Origin of the sequence: Aquimarina megaterium XH134 (assembly GCF_000520975.1) — a bacterium.
Lineage (GTDB): Bacteria > Bacteroidota > Bacteroidia > Flavobacteriales > Flavobacteriaceae > Aquimarina > Aquimarina megaterium.
Map to the genome: position 1 here is coordinate 25,373 of NZ_JACB01000015.1, position 20,752 is coordinate 46,124.

The following is a 20,752-nucleotide window of genomic DNA, read 5'->3' on the forward strand; positions in this document are numbered from 1 at the left end:
ATATTAAGTGTAGCCTGCAGTTACATCTTATTTTGAGGTATAGAGCAAAAAGAGCAATTTTTTAAGTACGTAATCCCAATAATTACTCTTACTTCAATATTCATATCATTAAGTATCTTCAAGACCTCACAGGTTTTAAAAACCTGTGAGGTCTAATAAAAACTTCAGCATCAAATATATTTACATTGAAACATTTACTTAAACCTAATAAATTGTGCTTTTCCAAAATAATAACTCGGTGTATAGACAGGCTGGTTTTCGTCAAACTTATACCATGGAGAGATTGCAGTATCTTCAAAGTTTTTAAGCAGGCATACATTCTGAGCTGGTGTATTTCCCTGAGCCAGAAGATACATCTTATCTCCTTGATCATTTATGATTTCATCTACTATGATTTCAATATGCCCTGGAGAACCAGGTTTGACAAGCATATCACCAATTTGTATATCTTTTACTGATATTTTTTGTAGTTCGTTATGCATCGATAGAGTTCCTGCATAAGTATATATAAGATTTAAATATTTATAAAAATTAGCTTTAGAATCATTGGGGGATGCCGTTTTATGAAACGTTACTTTGTTGCCATTTATTTTTGGGCGATATCCTTGTGCATATTTACGCCACGAACAATAATGACCCGAGGTAAAATTAAACCCTATTTCATCTTTTCTGTTTTGCCCCCACAAATATTCTGATCGAATTCTCATCAGTGCATCTGCACATTGTTGTAATCCATTTGAAGGAACAGGGACTTCTAGAATTGCTTCGTGCCAATGTTGCGCAAAATATTCGCTATCATCATAATTTATAATCTTGCTTCCATAAGATTTTAACGGATAGTGACGTAAATATTCCTGAAAAGAGCCTGACATATATTCTGTTCTCTTATACCCATCAGGAATCATAACCCGAGTTGAGATAGAATCTCCTTTACTATTAATATAACTTGTTTTTGTAACTACATCTGTAACGATGCCTTTTACATGATTGGTTACCATTTTTCCTTTTGATGTATTCTTAAATACCAATATTAAAACAATGATTACAACCAGAGATACTATATACTTCTTCATAAAACCTCATTTATACTCAAAAATAAAAAAACCAGTATAATTGCTTATACCCATTTACAGTGAAATAATTTATTTAAAAAAGGTATATAAATATTTAATGGTAAATATCTGATTATTGTATTCTGGCAAATTTGGAGTCGTTAACTGCCTGTCTATGTTGTAATCTTGATTATAGACCAGATATATATCATGACCATCCTTAACATTGTAACGCAATCGAGCGCTTGTTAATAATTGATCAGAAACCGAATTATATTGGCCTATTATACTACCCGAAAGATGAAGATTGTATGCCCAATTAAGTTTTGTCTGCATAACATGTATCCATTCTTCTGTATTTTGTTTATCAAATACGATATGATTTGCTTTCCAGGAAGATTCAATATTAAAATGTTTCCCAAAATTTATAGTTGGTTTGATTTCTAATTTCAAGTTGGTTCCCTCATAAAACGTACCGTATTCTATAGCAACAGGAAATTGAATATTACGGCGGTTTCCCGGGGAGTAGGAAGCTCCAAAATAATAAAACATATAATCCCCAATAGGAGCTTCGAGTGTACTTGTGAAACGTATAGGTTTTTCTAAATTTTCATACTGTACTTGCCCAAAAACAGTAAAACTATCTCCATTAAATAGTCTTCCTGTCCAAAAACTTCTGTTATACCATGTAATAACCCTTGAAAAATCTGTGGTATAATATAAATCTGAATTCATCAGAGTCCATCTGGTATACTGAAACAAAGCTTCATCTTTATTACTATTGTAATTTCCATAATTTAAACTCCCATAAAGATTATGGTGTTTTTCTCGTAATAAAAACCCCATTCCCGGATTATATTGCTTACCAGAAAACTCATATGCTGCTCTATAAAACAATCCATCTTGTTTGCGTTTATCTAATACTAATGAAACTCTAGAATTTTCGGCCAAATCATAATCATTAGTGTCTTTCTCGACAGTAGTCGATACTGATGGAATAAAATATAGACTTTTGGGCAAGCTAAATACGCCATCAAAACCTATTGCCGTATTAAAATAATCCTTTCTCAAACGATTGGTAGCCATAAAACCAACAAAAGATTTATCATTAAGCACTTTATTCCTGAGTCGTAATACGCTAAAATTTTCTGATGATACACTACCTTCATCACCCAAATTTACTCCCTCTGTCTGTAACGAAAGAAATCCAACATCAGCGTTTCTAACCTGCCCTGTTAACCGTACTCCTCCGATAATCGGAGTTAACCTTCCGCTATTGATACCTATAGTTCTGCTATAAAACAATTGTGACAGTACACCGGCATTAAAATCAAACAACCCAGCTTGTTCTTGGAAAAACCTTCGTTTTTCTGGCAAAAAAACATTTACTCTATCATTAATATTAACGATTTGATCATCAATTTCTACTTGAGCAAAATCTGTATTAACACTAATATCTAAAGTAAGTTTTGGTGTAATACCATACCGTAAATCAATACCTGCTTCTATGTTATTATCATTTTGTTTTCGATATTCATTAGTATCAAAATTGTAAGAACTTCCAACAGAACCTAACGCGTAGGGTGTTATTTGCAATTGTTTTCTTGGGTGTAGGTTATCAAAAACTATGGGTTGGTACAACGATGGTGTTTCTGTAGCATTTGGAATATTTTGTGGCGGCAATGGTAATATTCTCATACTTCTATTACGGTGATTCTGTGTTCTAACTATAGATATTCCTGCTTTTATTTGATTTTCTTTTTTTACAAATCTTAAATTTGAAATAGGAATCTTATACTCTGCAGACCAGCCTTTTTCTGTAATTTGAGTCTTCCCTTCCCATATCATGTCATAAGACGGATTAAATGTAGAGTCTCCCAAAGGAATTCCATCATTAGAGATAGCCATATCGTACCGACTACCAGAGGGATATATACTAAATACCAAAGCATTCTTTTTGGTTTGATTAGGGTCTATTCCAAAAGCAATAAAATCGTCACCATACCATCCATCTCTAAGTAAATTTCTATTAATTATTTTATCTGGTTCTGGTTCTTTAGCATGTACTCCTAAATATATAAAACTATCATCAAAAGTTATTTGTACCGTCGTTAAGCTGTCCTTTTGATTCCAATTTGGAGTAAACTCATGAAATAAAAAAGTGTGATTTCCTTTCCATTCTTCATCATTAACATACCCATCTAATATGATTTTACTATTCGTTTTTTTGATTATGATTTCTGTATTTTCCTGGCCAAAAAAATGTGAGCAACATAAAATGCTACAACATATTAATGCAATTCTTATCATGCTTATTTTTTAACAAACATCTGATATGCATATTAGTTTAAAAAAAGAAAAGGGGTAATATGAGGCGATAAAGGGGTAAAAAGAGGAGTTAACTACATCACCAACGATGATCGGTACGTTCTACTAAGTTTAATTTTTTTATTATCTGTAAGTGTAATAACGCCATCTCCATTTTTATTTTTTTGAATACAGTTAACATACTTAATGTTTACCGCATATGATCGATGTACTCGTTTAAAATCAGCACCATTATACTCGTGTAAAAATGATTTCAGGCTTTGATATCTAACAAATTTCCCTTCATTAGTATTAAAAACTATACAATTATTCGATGCCTCTATAAATTTTATATCCTCGATCGGAATGATCTTTTTTGTATTTCCATAAGTTAAGCTTACAAAGTTATTATTCGAATTAGATGGCGTTGGCACATTACTTTCTATAGGAGTATCTTTTTTAAGATTTCTCTGCATACTATAAAACACCAATGAAAAATAACACAGAAGATTTAAAGCTATATTATTGGTTAAGCTTGCATTTATAAAACTGAAGCTTGGCGAAGTACATTGATATACATATAGCATCAAAAATAAAATTAAAGCCTGGCTTATTACTATATTTAAAACACTTGTAAAAATTGCCATGCCACTATGGGCTAATATATGCTTAGGAGTTGTAAATACATTCCAATATCGAATCGTACGTTTGATTTGAAGCATAGCTAGATTCCAAAATATAAAGCTGGAAACTGCAACAGCAATAAGTTCTGAAAAACAAATAATTTGCAGGCTTTCCTGAAATAACCTTCCTATTAACAGGTTTACTATTGAAAAAGCCGAAATTAAAGTAATCCTTGACCTCATTATAACAAACATTTAGTTTATAAAAATATTAATAATCTGAGTATCATGATTCAACAAAAGGTTAAAATTATCTTTTGCTATCGAGGAAAATAAATATACATATATAATTTTTTGACAGGAGCTGTTATATATTTCTACAAAAAAACCGATACTTAAAAGTATCGGTTTCTTATTTATATTATATCTGAAAGATTATCCTTAACCTCCAAAATCATCGAACCTAATATGTTCGTCTGGGATACCAAAATCTTCTCCCATTTTCTGTACTGCCTTATTCATTAATGGTGGCCCACAGAAGTATAGTTCTATATCTTCTGGAGATTCATGATGATTTAGGTAGTTATCGATTACACAGTTATGTATAAACCCAACAAATCCATCTCCTTCAGCATCGATATCACTTTTAACTTTCCAATTATCTTCTTCTAATGGTTCTGATAACGCAAGGTAGAATTTAAAGTTCGGGAAGTTTTTCTCTAAGTCATAGAAATGATCTAAGTAGAACAATTCTCGTTTAGAACGACCACCGTACCAATATGTTACTTTACGACCTGTTTTTAAGGTTTTAAATAAGTGATACAAGTGAGAACGCATTGGCGCCATACCTGCTCCTCCACCAACGTAAAGCATCTCTGATTCAGATTCATTTATAAAGAATTCTCCATAAGGTCCTGAAATCACTACTTTATCTCCAGGTTTTTGAGCAAAGATATAAGATGAAGCTACTCCTGGATTAACATCCATCCATCCATTTTTAGATCGATCCCACGGTGGCGTAGCAATACGTACATTAAGCATAATCTCTCTTCCTTCTGCAGGATAAGAAGCCATAGAATAAGCACGCTCTACAGTTTCATCATTCTTCATCACTAATGGCCATAGACCAAATTTATCCCATTCTGCCTGAAACTTATCTGGAGTTTCATGTTCTTCTGGGTGAGCAGTGATATCTATATCTGAATATTTAATCTCACATTGTGGAATTTCAATCTGAATATATCCTCCTGCTTTATATCCCATATCCTCTGGAATACGAACTACAAATTCTTTGATAAAAGACGCTACATTATAATTACGTACAACCTCAGCTTCCCATTTCTTAATTCCGAATACTTCTTCCGGAACTTCGATATTCATATTTTGTTTTACCTTAACCTGGCAAGCTAAACGTGCTCCATGTTGTAACTCTTTACGAGAGAAATGCGGAGTTTCTGTTGGCAACGCTTCTCCTCCACCTTCTAGTACGTGACATTCGCACTGGATACAGGTTCCACCACCACCACATGCAGATGGTAAAAATATTTTTTGAGCTCCTAAAGTTGATAGTAATGTACCTCCCGAAGCTACTTCAATTTCTTTTTCACCATTAATGGTAATCTTTACAGGTCCAGATGGTAGTAACTTATCTTTTGCAAATAATAAAATTCCTACCAACACCAGGATAAGAACCAAAAATGAAATAATGGTTATCGCTATTGTTCCAACGGTAGATGCTAAAAATATCATAATTATTTAAGTATTGTAACGTTAGTATTTTCGGCTACTTCTTTTGTAGTCTCTTTTTTTTCAACCTGAACAGCTTTAGGTTCTTTCTTTTCTTCTTCATCTCCTCCTGTTAACATTCCTCCGAAACTCATAAAACCAATTGCCATTAATCCTGTAAGAATAAATGTAATTCCTAATCCTCGTAAAGGAGCTGGTACATTAGAGTATCTAATTTTTTCACGGATTGCTGCGATAGCAAGAATAGCTAAAAACCATCCTATACCAGATCCTATACCATATACGGCTGCATGGGAAATCGTTGCAAATTCTTTTTGTTGCATAAATAATGATCCTCCAAGAATTGCACAGTTTACTGCAATTAACGGTAAAAATATACCCAAAGAATTATATAATGATGGTGAAAATTTCTCAACTATTATTTCTACCAATTGTACCATAGTTGCAATCGTAGCAATAAACAATATAAAGGTTAAAAAACTTAAGTCATAATCAGCATATTCTGGTCCTAACCATACTAGAGCACCTTCTCTAAGAATATACTTATCTAATAAAAAGTTTAATGGGACTGTAATTGCCAATACAAATATTACTGCAGCACCCAGTCCTACCGCAGTAGACACTTTTTTAGATACAGCAAGGTATGAACACATTCCTAAGAAGAATGCAAATACCATATTATCTATGAAGATCGATTTTAAAAATAATTCTAAATATTCCATGTCTCTTTATTTTAATGATCTTCTATTAATGCTTTATTTCTACTTCTTTGAATCCAAATAATGATCCCTACTGTAATTAATGCCATTGGGGCCAATACCATAAATCCATTATTTTCATATCCCAAAGCATATAATCCTGTTTTTTCTATAGGATCTCCTAATACTTTAGCTCCAAACAAGGTACCCGACCCTAATAACTCTCTAAAGAAAGCTACTATAATCAATAGCACTCCATAACCGGCTGCATTACCAATTCCATCAAGAAAAGATTTCCAGGGCCCGTTACCCAAAGCAAATGCTTCAAAACGTCCCATGATAATACAATTGGTAATAATCAATCCTATAAATACAGAAAGTTCTTTACTTAAGGTATAGGCAAATGCTTTAAGGACTTGATCTACTATGATCACCAAAGCTGCCACTACTACTAACTGAACAATAATTCTAATTTTTGAAGGGATGATATTTCTCATCAAAGAAATAACCACATTACCTATTCCTAATACAAAGATTACCGAAATTGCCATTACAATTGAAGGTTTCAATTGTGCAGTAATCGCCAAAGCAGAACATATCCCTAATACCTGAATAGTAATTGGGTTATTATCGGCAAGAGGGTCTGTTAGTAATTTCTTGTTTTTCTTTGAAAACAAAGGCTCTTTAGGCTCTTTTACTTTAACTTTTTCTTCTGTTACTTCAGCCATTTGTTATTTTTTTAAAGTTTCGAAATAAGGTTGATACATCTTTATTCCCTTCTTTACCATTGCTGTAACACCATCTCCTGTTATTGTTGCTCCTGCCATGGCATCTACTTCATTATCACTTTTATCTTCATTTTTAGGATCTGCATTTCCTTTTTTCACAGTAATTCCTTTATAGTTTCCTGATGCATCTAATATACTTTCTCCTATAAAATCATCTCTAAAATATGCTTCTTTAATATTAGCTCCCAATCCCGGAGTTTCTCCTTTATGGTCAAAAAATGCTCCTTTAACGGTTTTAAATTCTTTATCCAAAGAAACATACCCCCAAATTGCATCCCATAATCCATTACCTCTCATCGGAACTACGTAATACTCCTGGCCATCTTTTTTACCAATAAACAAAGGCATTTTTCTTTCATAATTAGGATCCTGCTTTACTTTATCATTTTCCTTTTTTACTTCAATATCAAATGCATTATCTGTTTTTTGAGCTGTACTACCAGTAATAATATATTGTTCATTACCTACATACTTATCAAATAATTCCTGAGCTTTTTCTGCAGGTACAAACTCATTAGGATCTTCGGTATCTGCAACTCCCATAGCAAATAGAATATTCTGCTGTTTTTCTGTACGTTTATTAGCATCTATTCTTCCTTTCAATGAAGATGCAGTAAATGCTAATAAAGAACCAACCACAACCACCATTGCAATGGCAAATATGATTGTATATGAATTTTTATCTGTATTAATTGCCATGATCTACGCCGTTTTTAGTTTTAAACGTTTCATTCTTTTCTTGATATTTCCTTGAACCACATAGTGATCAATAGTTGGAGCAAATACATTCATTAATAAAATAGCAAGCATTACTCCTTCTGGATATGCTGGATTAAATACTCGAATAAGTATTGAGATAAATCCGATAAGAAATCCATAGATCCATTTTCCTTTATTGGTTTGCGATGCTGTTACTGGATCAGTTGCCATAAAAACAACCCCAAAAGCAAATCCACCAATAATTAAATGATGCCAGAATTCTGTACTCATAAGGCTATAAAACTTACTTCCTTCATTAATCCATTCTGCACTTACCACTCCATTAAAGATTAATCCCATTACTAAAGCACCTAATACGGCACTCACCATAATTCTCCAGCTTCCTATCTTGGTAAAGATTAAGAATAATCCGGCCAATAAAATTAATATTGCGGAGGTCTCTCCTACCGAACCTGGTATAAATCCTAAAAACATATCCGAAACTGAATAGGTAAGTTCTTTTCCTTGAGCCAAAGCACCTAAAACAGTTTCTCCAGACATAGCATCAAGTTCTGCTCCTCCAGCTATTTCGTTAGCTCTTTCTACAGCTCCATGAACCCATACCTTATCACCCGACATCCAGGTTGGGTATGCAAAGAATAAGAATGCTCTAATGGTAAGAGCAGGGTTTAGAATATTCATCCCTGTTCCTCCAAATACTTCTTTACCAATCACAACTCCAAAAATAACCGCAACGGCTAACATCCATAATGGAGTATCTACCGGTACAATTAAAGGAACTAACATCCCTGTTACAAGGTATCCTTCTTCTACTTCATGCTTTTTAATAACCGCAAACAAAATTTCTACTGCAAGTCCTACCCCATAAGAAATAATTACTAGTGGTAATACTTTCCATAATCCTACTGTTAGGTTATCCAAGGACCAAAACCCTGAACTAAAAAAACCATTAGTTACGGCTTCTATCTCTCCTGCTGCTAAGTGATGCTGATATCCAGCATTAAACATTCCAAATATCAAACATGGTACTAAAGCCATGATTACAGTATTCATGGTACGTTTCAAATCATCTGCACCACGAACATGAGCACCAGAATGTGTGGTCTCATTAGGTAAATATAAAAACGTATGGATTGCATTAAATGCAGGGGCAATCTTTTTGTCTTTATACTTAAGTTTTAGTTTATGTAATTTATCTTTTAATCCCATAGCACTATCCTATTTCTTTTAACATTAGGTCTAACCCTTCTCTTATAATTTGTTGATGTGGTTGTTTAGAAACACATATAAACTCTGTAAGAGCAAAATCTTCTGGAGCTACCTCATACATTCCTAATTGTTCCATTGCATCTAAGTCATTTACCACACATGCTTTAAGTAATTGTAGCGGATAAATATCTAGCGGAAATACATTTTCATAATTTCCTGTAACTACAAAAGCTCTGTGTTCACCATTTGTATTGGTGGTAAGCTCGTACTTTTTGTTAGGAAACAACCATGAAAAAGTAAGTGCTCTAGAAGGTGAAATCTTATTGAAAATAGGTTTATTCCATCCAAAAAGTTCATAATCGTCTCCTTCGGGAATAACTGTTATGGTATTATGAAAATATCCAAGGTAACCATCTGGCTTTACATTTTCTCCGGTAAGTACATCTCCACTAATCACCCTTATATTTCCTTCATCGTGTACTCCAGAAGCATATACTACTGATGACACCTCTGCCCCAATCTTGGTTTTAAAATATTTAGGAGTTTTAACAGACGAACCAACCAAAGCTATTGTTCTTTCTGCATTAAATTTCCCAGTTAATAACAATTCTCCAATAACGATTAGATCTTGTGGATTTACTACCCAAACTGTTTCTCCTTTGTTAATAGGATCTATTTTGGCTATTTGTACACTCACATTTCCTGCAGGGTGAGGCCCCGAAACATTATGAATTGTACTATTCTCTAGGCCAGATAGTGGTGAATTTCCATTTTTACCAACAGAAATATGCACTTTGCCTTCAGTTAATTTGCTTAAAGCAGTAACTGCAGCCTGAAGTTCTTTTTCTTTTCCTTCTAATACATAATCACTATCTGCTGCCAAAGGAGCAGTTGTATATCCTGAAATAAAAATAGCTTTTGGAGCTACATCAGGATTAGCGATTACATCATAGGGGCGTTGTTTAATAAATGGCCAGCAACCTGATTCTAAAAGGTGGGTTTTAATATCGTCCCCACTCATAGAATTCACATCCTTTACACCAAAGTCTGCATGTTTCTGTTCCTTGTCTCCAAGAATCTTAAAAGCTAAAATCTTTCTTTTGGCACCACGCACAATCTCTATTACCTCTCCACTTACAGGAGAAGGAAAAAGCATTTTTTCATTAGATTTTGAATAAAAAAGTGGTTCGCCGGCTTTAACTTCTGTACCTTGTTTAGCAACAACCTTTGGTACTATACCGTGAAAATCGTCAGGCCTAATTGCGTAAACATTACTTCTTATGGCATCTACAGTAACTTTTTCTGCTTCGCCAACAAGCTTAATGTCTAAGCCTTTTCTGATACGAATGTCTTTTGACATATTTGTAGTCTATGTTAATTAACTAAAAAAATCGTGCAAATTTACTAATTAAAACACGTAAGTGAAAGCTGGTTTTGTTATAAGATATTATTTATAATGCTTCTAAATAGTGATCTGCGACTTAAAAAAACACTCTTTATTCTTTAGGCACACATTTTGCTTATATTTATACCCGCAATTCTTTATATGATGTCACAAAGATTTAAACCATCCTTACTATTTCTACTACTGCACATTGTTGCTCCTTACACCTTTCTTGGTCAATCTACTGTAAACGAAGTCAATACTGCCGATCACATTAAAACAATCCAGCTACTAACAGGCGCAGAATTCTCTGGAATACCTATACTTAAACTTGGAGATCCTTTTAGAATCACTTTTGATGATATTAATGGCGATGAATCTGATTATTATTATAGAATAAGTCATTATAACTTTGATTGGACACCTTCTTCTTTATATAAAAATGAATATCTGGACGGTTTTGATGAAATTAGAATTGTAAACTATGAGAATTCTTTTAATACATTACAAATGTATAGCCATTACACCTTAAGCATTCCAAACGAGGATACCAGAAGGCTTAAAGTAAGCGGAAACTACCTTATAGAAATATACGATGAAGATGACGAAGTTGTATTCTCTAGAAAATTTATTGTCTATGAACCCTTAACATCTGTAAAAGTATACACAAAAAGATCTAGAGATCTCAAACACATAGATACCAAACAATCTGTTCAATTCGAAATAAACTCACCAAACGAAATTTTAAGAAATCCTCGAAAAACAGTAAAAACTTTGGTGATGCAAAATAACGATCTCAAAAATGCAATTACCAATTTGGTTCCTCAATTCACCATTGCTAATAGTCTAGTATACAAATATGATCAGGAGTCTAGTTTTTGGGGAGGAAATGAATTTTTATTTTTTGACAGTAAAGACATTAGAGCATCTACAGTAAGCACACGAGGCATAGAACTAAAAGACATCTACCACAACTACCTGTACTCTAATCGAGTTAGAGCTAATCGAAGATACACATACAACCCCGATATCAATGGTAATTTTGTGATCAGAAACCTGGATGCCGAAAATAATAATGTCGAAGCAGATTATGTGTGGATGCATTTTTCATTAGAATGCTACGAACCTCTGGAAGGAGGAGAAATTCATCTTTATGGCAATTTCAACAACTATACTCTTGATGAATCAACACTTCTTCAATATGATAAAGAAAGTGGCGGATACTTCAACAAAAGCATTTTTAAACAAGGATTTTATAATTACAAATATGTCCTCTTAAGACCAGACGGAACTATAGATCCAGGTTTTATTAGTGGTAATTTTGATGAAACTGAAAATGAGTATACTGTACTACCTTATTACAGAGCTCCCGGAGCACGCTATGATAGGGTTATCGGAAAAGGAACAGGAAACTCAGCTAACATCACAAATTAATATAAGTACATTCATTTTTTAGATTGTAATAAAATACTACTATTTTAGTCCCGTAAGGAAACTATCAACTAAAAATGAAAGAAACGGGAAGATTCTTAAAAGAGTATCGCGGTAGCGAATGTCTTAACTGCGGTGTACCATTAGATGTTATTGATCGATATTGTCATAATTGCGGGCAAATTAACACCAAAAAAAGATTATCACTTAAGGATTTTTTTAATGAGTTTTTTGCAAGTATTTTTTCTTATGATTCTCGTTTAAGACACACTATTATTGCATTACTTTTTAAGCCTGGAAAAATCTCTAAAGAATACACCCAAGGTAAAAGAGTAAAATATGCTAACCCATTTCGGTTTTACCTTAGTGTTTCTATTATCTTTTTTATCATTAACGGTTTATTTATTGATTTTGATGGTTTTAGGACAGAAGTTGAAGGCAAAGTCAACGTTGGAAAAGATGCTATTACCGAAATCAAAAAAAGCATCAAAATGGATGATTCATTAAAACATAAAATTAATGATCAAATATTAGCTACTAATGGTATTTCTAAATCAGATAAAGAAAAAATTAGTGAAGGAATTCTAAAAGTTGAGGGGTTTCCTTTACTAAATGACAGCTTGACCAAACCAGAAGAAGTTACCTATTATTCACAAGAACAGATTGATAGTATTGGTTTTTTTAAAAGAGGCTTTAAACTATGGTCGATGTATGAAGATTATTATGACAAAACAGAAGAGAAATCTACCTATAGAGCTTTATCAGAACTAAAACACGAAAGAAATCAATTTAACAAATACATCTACCATAGAGTTCTAAAAACCAAATCAATAGAGGAAAACTATGGACAAGAATTCTTTGAATTTATATTTAATAAATTACCTTTCATCATATTCTTCTTTCTTCCCTTTTTTGCCTTAAGCATTTGGCTCATATACATTAGAAGACCTTTTAATTACATGGAGCATCTTGTATTTATATTTCACACTCAAACCATGTTTTTTATCGTCATAGGTTTTTCAATTTTGATTGCCAAAATCACCAACATTAATGCTCTTTTTGGGATTGCAATGCTTGTTTTCTTATTTTATCTATATAAAGCTATGCGGAAATTTTATAACCAAGGAAGAATCAAAACAATTGTTAAATTTCTGCTTGTGAATGTATTATTTTTTATCTTAGCAGGAATCGGTTCTGTATTAACAATAATAGGATCTGTGTTTATATTTTGATATGGTACAGCAAATTACCAGAGGAATAAAAATTTCGGTGGATACAACTTTTGAAGGTACGTTCTATAAGAACTATAAGATTCACTTTGCCTTTGGTTATCGAATTACAATAGAAAATCAAAGTAAAGATTCTGTACAACTCACTTCCCGTTTCTGGGAAATCAAAGATGCTTTAAATAATACTGAGATTGTAGAAGGTGAAGGTGTAATTGGTAAAAAGCCAGTTTTAAAACCTGGTGAGTCCCATACATATAATAGTGGTTGCTTACTTAGTTCTCCTTTTGGAGCAATGAAAGGGCACTACAATATGGTTAATTTTACATCTACCAGAAAATTTAAGGTCATGATCCCTGGTTTCAAATTAAGCGCACCTTTTGCACTTAATTAGCAATTCTCTTTACCAATTCGAACCTGATCTTCTTTCCGTTTTGCTCTACATGACAGTACTTACAATTAGAATCATACACAAAACTATAACTCTTTAAGATATTAAAATACCCTTCTGCAACAGCAAAGAGCCCCTTAAAATCTTCTTTACCATATTCGGTATATCTCCTAATCTCGAACAGATCTTTTTCTAAAGATTTGTTTAATATAAAATACGCACTACTACCTGTACCCGAAAGAAAATGAGCATTTTTCAAAACCTCTTTTGGTCTTACAGTTTGATTATGTTTGGTTTCGGGTATATTTTTATCAAAATAATTAGTGAGATTTTCTTTAAAAACAGATCCCGGATACACATGCAACTTCCCTTGTTCTACTTGATAAATCGGATTACCTATGGCTGCTTTTTCTACATTTCCCAGAGGACTAGGTGTAAATAGTTTATTACGTAATAATGGCTTTCTGATTTTAGCATAATCTGTACTTGCCAAAATCGTATCGGTAACAATTCGAGAACAATTGCTTCCTTCTTTTCCAAAAGCTTTATAAGGAATACTTCCTTTCTCTTGAACAGACAACACATAATCTCTTGCCTCCTCATAATAAATATAGTCACATACCGATGCAACTAATCGGCCATCACCATGTGTCTTATCAGGATTCGCTTCTAACCAAAGCAAAAACTCCTCTACGTTACCTAATTTTTTCTCAGGTGTAATAATAGCTTTAAACGGAATAGCCAATTCTACATCGGTAACAGCACTTCTTACCCTGCCATACCCTTGTGGAGTAATATATCTTCCAAAATCATAGTATTCGGCCTGGCCTGTTTTATTTTCAATAAGAACAAAAGCAGCGTGCCCGGCTTTAATATAACTATGTTTTCCTAATCCCAGTGCCAAAAGTACTTTGGTCGAAGGTTCATCTGAGTGTTTTACAAATGTATCAGGATAAGCAAGTGAAATTATTTTACCTGTATAATTCAATTTTGCATAAATTTAGATAGTTTTCTTAAGCTGTTATAGCTTCAAAAACAACAGTGCTTATTTCTTTATTTTGCAGATTCTCATATCGCATAGAAAGTTCTTCTTCATTCTTTACAACTTGAGTAATACTTCTGGTTTTCAAGAACCCCCTATCTATTTGCAGATCAACATCCTTATCTCCTACTCCTGCATTTTTATGAAAATCTAAAAGTGTTCTCGGAGATAGCACATTCTGGTTTTCATGAGAAGCAAACCACTTTTTACGTGTTGCTTTCATATCTTTAGTATACAAAGTAGAAGACGACCATATATGGGTTTTCTTTTCTAATCTCCTAAGATGTTTTTGTTGTCCATCCCAAACCAGTTCAAAAAGCAAAAGATCAGATTGCCAATTTGCAGCTACAATTGTAAAAGGCTCTATCCCTTTATAATTATATGCATGAATTGCCTTCTCTAAATCATCGGCTCCCAATAAATCTCTCACAACAACTCCTCTACTCTGTCTGTATGACGACGATCTTTCATGGATTTCGAACCCGCCATTAAGCAAGCAAATCATAGTATTTTTATCGCTAACACCTATCCAGGTGCCACCAGCAACGGCATCTTTGGGAAACAGCATCCTGGTTTTATTTACCTGATAAAATTCAGGAAACAATGTTTTTCGATTTACCGCCTCATCACGATTAGAGGTTAGTATAAAATTATTTTCTTGAGTTGGGACTAAAGTAACTGTACACATAAATTTTGGGTCGGCTAAATATCTCACAACTTACAAAAAAAATACATACTCTATATCTTTAGATGCCAAATGAAGAAACAACTCTTTATAACATCCTATGATTATTCTAAAATAGCCTGCAATACAAAAGATGAACACAACCCCAAAAACATGAAGAAGAAAATATGAATTCGAGCATTTTACAGATTTTTTTGGTATAAAAGGTTAAAATAGATTTTAGCCTATATAATTTTCTATCTTTGCTATCTTGAATAACAAATTCATTAGATAAATACATCTTACTAATTTAAATTAACACATTACATCATGGGAAAAGGTTTTTTTCAAGTTCCTACTGCAATAAACGAACCTGTAAAGTCATATGCTCCCGGAACACCGGAAAGAGAAGAAGTTCTGGCAGCGTATTCAGCAATGTATAATACTACCGTAGACGTACCTTTATATATTAATGGTGAAGAAATAAGAACAGGTGACACTGCTACTATGTCGCCTCCACACGATCATCAGCATAATCTGGGAACGTATCATAAGGCAGAAAAACAACATGTACAAAAAGCAATTGACACGGCACTTGCAGCCAGAAAGCAATGGGCTGACTTAGCATGGGAACAACGTGCTGCTGTATTTTTAAGAGCTGCAGAACTTATCGCAGGACCATACCGTGCAAAGATTAACGCAGCTACTATGCTTGCGCAGTCTAAAAATATATTTCAGGCAGAAATTGATGCTGCATGTGAGTTTATAGATTTCTTACGTTTTAACGTAGAATATATGACTCAGATATATGAAGATCAACCAGATTCTACATCTGCAGCCTGGAACAGATTAGAGTACAGACCATTAGAAGGATTTGTATATGCAATTACTCCTTTTAACTTCACTGCGATTTCAGGAAATCTTCCTGCCAGTGCCGCACTAATGGGAAATACTGTAGTATGGAAACCAAGTGATAGTCAGATCTATTCTGCAAAAGTTATTGTAGATATTTTTAAAGAAGCTGGTGTACCAGATGGTGTGATCAATGTAGTATATGGAGATCCTGTAATGATTACAGATACTGTATTAGCCAGTCCTGATTTTGCAGGAATACATTTTACAGGAAGTACTCACGTATTTAAAGATATCTGGGCAAAAATCGGAACTAATATTCATAATTATAAAACCTACCCAAGAATTGTAGGAGAAACTGGTGGTAAGGATTTTATTATGGCTCACCCTAGTGCAAATGCAAAACAAGTTGCAACCGGTATTTCTCGTGGAGCATTTGAGTTTCAAGGACAAAAATGTAGTGCTGCATCCAGAGCTTATATCCCAAAAAGTTTATGGCCTGATGTAAAGAAATACATAATAGAAGATGTTAATTCTTTTAAAATGGGATCGCCAGAAGACATGAGTAACTTCATTACTGCGGTGATACACGAAGGGTCATTTGACAAACTGGCTAAGTATATCGATCAAGCCAAGACCGATGCTGATGTAGAAATTATAGCTGGTGGTAATTATGATAAATCCAAAGGATATTTTATAGAACCAACAGTAATTGTTGCACAAGATCCAAAATACACTACAATGTGTACAGAATTATTTGGTCCTGTAATTACTATTTATGTATATGATGACAACCAATGGAATGAAACTCTAAAATTGGTTGACGGAACCAGTGAGTATGCTTTAACTGGAGCAATTTTCTCTACAGATCGCTATGCGGCTGCAGAAGCAACTAAAGCATTAGAAAACTGTGCTGGTAACTTCTATATCAATGACAAATGTACAGGAGCAGTTGTTGGGCAACAACCTTTTGGTGGAGCCAGAGCTTCGGGAACAAATGATAAAGCAGGTTCGTACCTCAACTTATTACGTTGGGTATCACCTCGTATGATCAAGGAAACATTTGTTTCTCCAGCAGATTATAGATACCCATTTTTAGGAGAATAATCTCAATAAATTATAGATATAAAAAAGTGCCAAATGGCACTTTTTTTTGTTTGGGCATACCACTTAAAACCTCTAAATTTACTCAAAATCACACACCAACTTAATATGAAAAAAATAGTAATTGCTGGAGGAGGTATTGCTGGTCTAGCAACCGCAAGAATACTTCAAAATCAAGGATATTACATCAAGATAATTGAAAAACAGCCAGAATGGCAAATATCCGGAACCGGATTATATTTACCTTCTAACGGAGTTGTTGCTTTAGACAAAATAGGACTTGCAGCTACTGCAAGAGAGAAAGGGTTTATTATAGATTATCGCAATATAAAGAACGCCAAAGCAGAGGCAATACTCGATTTGGATCTCGAAAAAATATGGGGAAGAGAAAAGCCATGTCTGGGCATAAAAAGAAAAGTACTTCATGATATTCTTATTGATGGATTAAATACTATTGATATCTCTTTTAACACTACTATTAAGAGTTTAAAAACAAACCCGAATTCTGTCGTAATAGAACTATCAAATGGCTCTAAAGAAGAGTATGACCTGGTTATCGGTGCAGATGGACTATACTCTAAAACCCGAAATCTAGTTTTGGGAGATATCCCATTAAGAAAAGTAACTGCACAAGTATGTCGTTTTATCATTAAAAAGCCAAAAGATATCAATTCCTGGACTTTATTTATAAATGCTGTAGGGCAATTTCTCATCATCCCTATCGATGAGAATTCGGCATATTGTTACGTAAATAGAAAAACAAAAGGTTTTAAAACATTTGATAAAAAGCAATACATGGAGCCTTTTAAAAAATTTGCCTCTCCGGTTCCTGAAATTCTTAACGAATGGAACCCTGACAATGCCTACTGGAATGATCTGGAAGAGCTTCCTAAACTACCGGTTATGGGTAGTGGCAGAGTTGTTCTTATAGGAGATGCAGCCCACGGGATGCCTCCTTTTATGGCACAAGGTGGTGCTTTAGCTCTTGAAGATGCTATTGTATTATCTGGCTTATTAAAAAATGAAGATTGGAGCACCATGGCCGCTACATTTTCTAAAAACAGAAATAATCGTATCGACTGGACCAGAGCCCGCAATCAAAAGCGCGAAAAGCTTTCAAAATTACCTTATTGGATTGCCAAATTAGGATTAAAAAAAGTAGGAGAAAAAAACTGGACTGAAGATTATGGACCTCTTGCCAAAACTCCGAATTGGTAGATTTAAATAATACATGTATCTTTTGCTCAAAACAAAAAAACAACATATCGCAACCTAGTATGATTATAAGAACAGCTATAATAGAAGATCTACCTATTCTTTTGGATTTTGAACAAAAAATCATTGAAGCAGAACGCCCAATGGATCCTACATTAATACAGAATAAAAAAATAAGCTATTATAGTGTTAAGGATTATATCTTATCTGATCACACAGAGGTTGTTGTTGCCGAGATTGAAGGAGAAATTGTTGGTAGCGGCTATGGCCAAATACGTGACCGAAAAAACTTCTTCAAACAAAAGCAATTGGGCTATATCGGTTTTATGTATGTAAAAGACCAACATAGAGGAAAAGGTGTTAGCCAGAAAATCATAAAATATCTATGCGATTGGTTTGCAAGTAAAAATCTTGAAGAAATACGCCTTACGGTTTATGATCAAAACCCAAGAGCCATACGAGCTTATGAAAAAGTTGGTTTTAAAAAGCATCTTATTGAGATGAGGGTTAATCTAAAGGATACAAATTAAGGCATATATTATAAAAGGCAAATACATTATACTTTATAATATGGTATTGTTTTAGACATCTCCCTGATTGAGATGTCTGTCTTTGTACCATATTACCTTTTCTTCAAAAAAAATGAATCTATACGATTTTAGTTTACAAAAGAGCATTCCTAAGTTAAACCTTCTTTTGTACTGCAACATTTTTTTCATCTTCTCTACCAGTACTAATACCAGAGCCCCAAGTACACAATTGACTTAATATAGGTAATAACTCTTTTCCCCATTCTGTTAAAGAATATTCGACTCTGGGCGGGACTTCTGCAAATGATTCGCGCTTCACAACCTCTTTTTGTTCTAATTCTTTAAGTTGTTCTGTTAACACTTTTCTGCTAATTCCTTCTACAAAAACCGCTAATTGCCCAAATCTTAACTTACGTTCTTCTAAAACATAAATAATAATAGGCGCCCATTTATTTCCTATAATATTCGTTGCATGAATCATTGGACAATGATTTGGATTATGAATTAATTTTCTACTCATAATTCTTAATTTTTGGTTAAACAACCCCATTAGTTACATCGAGGTTACCATTTTTTTAGAATACAAAAATACAAATGTTTCTTTTAGAAACTATTAATAATTACTTTTATAAACTTTTAATACAAAAAACATACAAAATGAAAATTTTTCAACCATATTCCTTAGGTTCAATTACTTTAAAAAACCGTATTGTCATGGCTCCTATGACTCGCAATAGAGCAATCAAAAACATCCCAAATGATATTATGGCATTGTATTATGAACAACGTTCTGATGCTGGCTTAATTATAACTGAAGGAACTTCGCCATCTCCTAATGGATTAGGGTACGCAAGAATTCCTGGAGCTTTTACCGATGCTCAAATTGAAGGATGGAAAAATATTGCTTCAAAAGTACATAACAAAGACAGTAAAATTTTTGTACAATTAATGCATTGCGGAAGAGCTTCTGCGACTCCAAATTTACCAGAAGGCGAAAAAGCTATAGCCCCATCAAGCATACAGCTAAGTGGAGAAATTCACACCGACTTATCAGGAATTAGCCCTTATGCCATTCCTGAAGCTATGACTATAGAACAAATACAAAAAACTCAAAACGAATACATACAAGCAGCAACCGATTTAGTATCAGCAGGGGTAGACGGAATAGAGCTTCATAGTGCAAATGGTTACTTACTTGATCAATTTTTAAATCCAGCATCTAATATTCGTAACGACGAGTACGGAGGTTCTTATAAAAACAGAACTCGTTTCTTATTAGAATTAACACAAAGAACCATTGATGCTATTGGCGCAAATAAAATAGGTATACGAATCTCTCCTTATGGTGTTTTTAACGATATGCAAGGTACATATGATGATTTAGTAGAAATGTATAGTTACTTAACCGCAGAGTTATCAAAACTTAATATAGCATATATTCACATTGTAGACCATCGTGGTATGGGAGCACCAGATTTTCCGACAGATATTGTTACAACAATTAAGAATATTTTTAAAGGAACAATTATCACAGGAGGAAATATAAATACCGCAGAAGAGGCTGAAACTGTACTGGATAAAGGAAGTGATCTAGCTTATATAGGAAGGCCGTACATATCAAATCCAAATCTTATTGAAAAATTAAAAAACAACATTGCATTAACCCAACCTATCATGGATACTTTCTATACTCCTGGTGAAGTAGGGTATACAGATTATTAACATATAAATAGTTAAAACAATTGTCAAAAAAGGAGTTTTAAACGAATC

19 protein-coding genes are annotated in these 20,752 nt (G+C 33.6%); 7 read left to right on the top strand and 12 right to left on the bottom strand.

Going from position 1 to position 20,752, the window contains the following annotated elements:
- Window positions 1-194: 194 nt before the first annotated feature.
- From Z053_RS0110475 to Z053_RS0110515, 9 genes are all read right to left on the bottom strand, one after another.
- Window positions 195-1,073: a DUF4846 domain-containing protein gene (locus Z053_RS0110475; RefSeq protein WP_025664966.1), complete on the bottom strand. Its 879-nt coding sequence runs from the start codon at window positions 1,071-1,073 to the stop codon at window positions 195-197.
- Window positions 1,074-1,142: 69 nt separating this feature from the next.
- Window positions 1,143-3,362, bottom strand: coding sequence for a DUF5916 domain-containing protein (locus Z053_RS0110480; RefSeq protein WP_025664967.1), 2,220 nt, complete (start codon window positions 3,360-3,362; stop codon window positions 1,143-1,145).
- Between the two features lie 92 nt (window positions 3,363-3,454).
- Window positions 3,455-4,225, bottom strand: a complete 771-nt coding sequence (locus Z053_RS0110485) for a LytR/AlgR family response regulator transcription factor (protein WP_025664968.1) — start codon at window positions 4,223-4,225, stop codon at window positions 3,455-3,457.
- A 198-nt stretch (window positions 4,226-4,423) separates the two neighbouring features.
- Window positions 4,424-5,731 (bottom strand): NADH:ubiquinone reductase (Na(+)-transporting) subunit F, encoded by a 1,308-nt coding sequence (nqrF, locus tag Z053_RS0110490; RefSeq protein WP_025664969.1) that lies wholly within the window; start codon window positions 5,729-5,731, stop codon window positions 4,424-4,426.
- A gap of 2 nt (window positions 5,732-5,733) precedes the next feature.
- On the bottom strand, window positions 5,734-6,450 hold the full coding sequence (nqrE, locus tag Z053_RS0110495; RefSeq protein ID WP_025664970.1) for an NADH:ubiquinone reductase (Na(+)-transporting) subunit E: 717 nt from the start codon (window positions 6,448-6,450) through the stop codon (window positions 5,734-5,736).
- A gap of 11 nt (window positions 6,451-6,461) precedes the next feature.
- Window positions 6,462-7,154, bottom strand: a complete 693-nt coding sequence (locus Z053_RS0110500; protein WP_051476030.1) for an NADH:ubiquinone reductase (Na(+)-transporting) subunit D — start codon at window positions 7,152-7,154, stop codon at window positions 6,462-6,464.
- Window positions 7,155-7,157: 3 nt separating this feature from the next.
- Window positions 7,158-7,913, bottom strand: a complete 756-nt coding sequence (locus Z053_RS0110505) for a Na(+)-translocating NADH-quinone reductase subunit C (RefSeq protein ID WP_025664972.1) — start codon at window positions 7,911-7,913, stop codon at window positions 7,158-7,160.
- 3 nt (window positions 7,914-7,916) lie between these two features.
- Window positions 7,917-9,143 carry an NADH:ubiquinone reductase (Na(+)-transporting) subunit B gene (locus tag Z053_RS0110510; RefSeq protein WP_025664973.1) on the bottom strand — a complete coding sequence of 409 codons (1,227 nt, stop codon included), beginning with the start codon at window positions 9,141-9,143 and terminating at the stop codon, window positions 7,917-7,919.
- 4 nt (window positions 9,144-9,147) lie between these two features.
- Entirely contained in the window at window positions 9,148-10,503 is a 1,356-nt protein-coding gene (locus Z053_RS0110515; protein ID WP_025664974.1) for a Na(+)-translocating NADH-quinone reductase subunit A, read from the bottom strand.
- Window positions 10,504-10,692: 189 nt separating this feature from the next.
- Here Z053_RS0110515 and Z053_RS0110520 point away from each other — a divergent pair, with 189 nt between their 5' ends.
- From Z053_RS0110520 to apaG, 3 genes are all read left to right on the top strand, one after another.
- Window positions 10,693-11,961, top strand: coding sequence for a type IX secretion system plug protein (locus Z053_RS0110520; protein WP_025664975.1), 1,269 nt, complete (start codon window positions 10,693-10,695; stop codon window positions 11,959-11,961).
- A 74-nt stretch (window positions 11,962-12,035) separates the two neighbouring features.
- The gene (locus Z053_RS0110525; protein ID WP_025664976.1) at window positions 12,036-13,190 is read left to right on the top strand and encodes a DUF3667 domain-containing protein; all 1,155 of its coding nucleotides are present in this window, start codon (window positions 12,036-12,038) and stop codon (window positions 13,188-13,190) included.
- Between the two features lies 1 nt (window position 13,191).
- On the top strand, window positions 13,192-13,578 hold the full coding sequence (gene apaG, locus Z053_RS0110530) for a Co2+/Mg2+ efflux protein ApaG (protein WP_025664977.1): 387 nt from the start codon (window positions 13,192-13,194) through the stop codon (window positions 13,576-13,578).
- On the opposite strand, the gene Z053_RS0110535 is transcribed toward apaG, so the two are convergent.
- On the bottom strand, window positions 13,571-14,563 hold the full coding sequence (locus Z053_RS0110535; protein ID WP_025664978.1) for a DUF6695 family protein: 993 nt from the start codon (window positions 14,561-14,563) through the stop codon (window positions 13,571-13,573). The genes apaG and Z053_RS0110535 overlap by 8 nt on opposite strands.
- Window positions 14,564-14,588: 25 nt before the next feature.
- On the bottom strand, window positions 14,589-15,305 hold the full coding sequence (locus Z053_RS0110540) for an NRDE family protein (protein ID WP_025664979.1): 717 nt from the start codon (window positions 15,303-15,305) through the stop codon (window positions 14,589-14,591).
- A 306-nt stretch (window positions 15,306-15,611) separates the two neighbouring features.
- Here Z053_RS0110540 and pruA point away from each other — a divergent pair, with 306 nt between their 5' ends.
- The 3 genes from pruA to Z053_RS0110555 all read left to right on the top strand — a co-directional run bounded on the left by pruA (window position 15,612) and on the right by Z053_RS0110555 (window position 18,982).
- Window positions 15,612-17,240, top strand: a complete 1,629-nt coding sequence (gene pruA, locus Z053_RS0110545; protein ID WP_025664980.1) for an L-glutamate gamma-semialdehyde dehydrogenase — start codon at window positions 15,612-15,614, stop codon at window positions 17,238-17,240.
- A gap of 105 nt (window positions 17,241-17,345) precedes the next feature.
- Window positions 17,346-18,455 carry an FAD-dependent monooxygenase gene (locus Z053_RS0110550; RefSeq protein WP_160170076.1) on the top strand — a complete coding sequence of 370 codons (1,110 nt, stop codon included), beginning with the start codon at window positions 17,346-17,348 and terminating at the stop codon, window positions 18,453-18,455.
- Between the two features lie 59 nt (window positions 18,456-18,514).
- Window positions 18,515-18,982, top strand: coding sequence for a GNAT family N-acetyltransferase (locus Z053_RS0110555; RefSeq protein ID WP_035095826.1), 468 nt, complete (start codon window positions 18,515-18,517; stop codon window positions 18,980-18,982).
- A gap of 154 nt (window positions 18,983-19,136) precedes the next feature.
- Here Z053_RS0110555 and Z053_RS0110560 read toward each other — a convergent pair whose 3' ends face one another.
- Entirely contained in the window at window positions 19,137-19,502 is a 366-nt protein-coding gene (locus Z053_RS0110560) for a winged helix-turn-helix transcriptional regulator (RefSeq protein WP_025664983.1), read from the bottom strand.
- Between the two features lie 137 nt (window positions 19,503-19,639).
- Here Z053_RS0110560 and Z053_RS0110565 point away from each other — a divergent pair, with 137 nt between their 5' ends.
- Window positions 19,640-20,704 carry an alkene reductase gene (locus tag Z053_RS0110565; protein WP_025664984.1) on the top strand — a complete coding sequence of 355 codons (1,065 nt, stop codon included), beginning with the start codon at window positions 19,640-19,642 and terminating at the stop codon, window positions 20,702-20,704.
- Window positions 20,705-20,752: the final 48 nt, after the last annotated feature.

What these genes read in the sequence shown, in the direction of transcription:
- Z053_RS0110475 (WP_025664966.1), bottom strand. Translation starts at nt 1,073, where the DNA reads ATGAAGAAGTATATAGTATCTCTGGTTGTAATCATTGTTTTAATATTG.
- Z053_RS0110480 (WP_025664967.1), bottom strand. Translation starts at nt 3,362, where the DNA reads ATGATAAGAATTGCATTAATATGTTGTAGCATTTTATGTTGCTCACAT.
- Z053_RS0110485 (WP_025664968.1), bottom strand. Translation starts at nt 4,225, where the DNA reads ATGAGGTCAAGGATTACTTTAATTTCGGCTTTTTCAATAGTAAACCTG.
- nqrF (WP_025664969.1), bottom strand. Translation starts at nt 5,731, where the DNA reads ATGATATTTTTAGCATCTACCGTTGGAACAATAGCGATAACCATTATT.
- nqrE (WP_025664970.1), bottom strand. Translation starts at nt 6,450, where the DNA reads ATGGAATATTTAGAATTATTTTTAAAATCGATCTTCATAGATAATATG.
- Z053_RS0110500 (WP_051476030.1), bottom strand. Translation starts at nt 7,154, where the DNA reads ATGGCTGAAGTAACAGAAGAAAAAGTTAAAGTAAAAGAGCCTAAAGAG.
- Z053_RS0110505 (WP_025664972.1), bottom strand. Translation starts at nt 7,913, where the DNA reads ATGGCAATTAATACAGATAAAAATTCATATACAATCATATTTGCCATT.
- Z053_RS0110510 (WP_025664973.1), bottom strand. Translation starts at nt 9,143, where the DNA reads ATGGGATTAAAAGATAAATTACATAAACTAAAACTTAAGTATAAAGAC.
- Z053_RS0110515 (WP_025664974.1), bottom strand. Translation starts at nt 10,503, where the DNA reads ATGTCAAAAGACATTCGTATCAGAAAAGGCTTAGACATTAAGCTTGTT.
- Z053_RS0110520 (WP_025664975.1), top strand. Translation starts at nt 10,693, where the DNA reads ATGTCACAAAGATTTAAACCATCCTTACTATTTCTACTACTGCACATT.
- Z053_RS0110525 (WP_025664976.1), top strand. Translation starts at nt 12,036, where the DNA reads ATGAAAGAAACGGGAAGATTCTTAAAAGAGTATCGCGGTAGCGAATGT.
- apaG (WP_025664977.1), top strand. Translation starts at nt 13,192, where the DNA reads ATGGTACAGCAAATTACCAGAGGAATAAAAATTTCGGTGGATACAACT.
- Z053_RS0110540 (WP_025664979.1), bottom strand. Translation starts at nt 15,305, where the DNA reads ATGTGTACAGTTACTTTAGTCCCAACTCAAGAAAATAATTTTATACTA.
- pruA (WP_025664980.1), top strand. Translation starts at nt 15,612, where the DNA reads ATGGGAAAAGGTTTTTTTCAAGTTCCTACTGCAATAAACGAACCTGTA.
- Z053_RS0110550 (WP_160170076.1), top strand. Translation starts at nt 17,346, where the DNA reads ATGAAAAAAATAGTAATTGCTGGAGGAGGTATTGCTGGTCTAGCAACC.
- Z053_RS0110555 (WP_035095826.1), top strand. Translation starts at nt 18,515, where the DNA reads ATGATTATAAGAACAGCTATAATAGAAGATCTACCTATTCTTTTGGAT.
- Z053_RS0110560 (WP_025664983.1), bottom strand. Translation starts at nt 19,502, where the DNA reads ATGAGTAGAAAATTAATTCATAATCCAAATCATTGTCCAATGATTCAT.
- Z053_RS0110565 (WP_025664984.1), top strand. Translation starts at nt 19,640, where the DNA reads ATGAAAATTTTTCAACCATATTCCTTAGGTTCAATTACTTTAAAAAAC.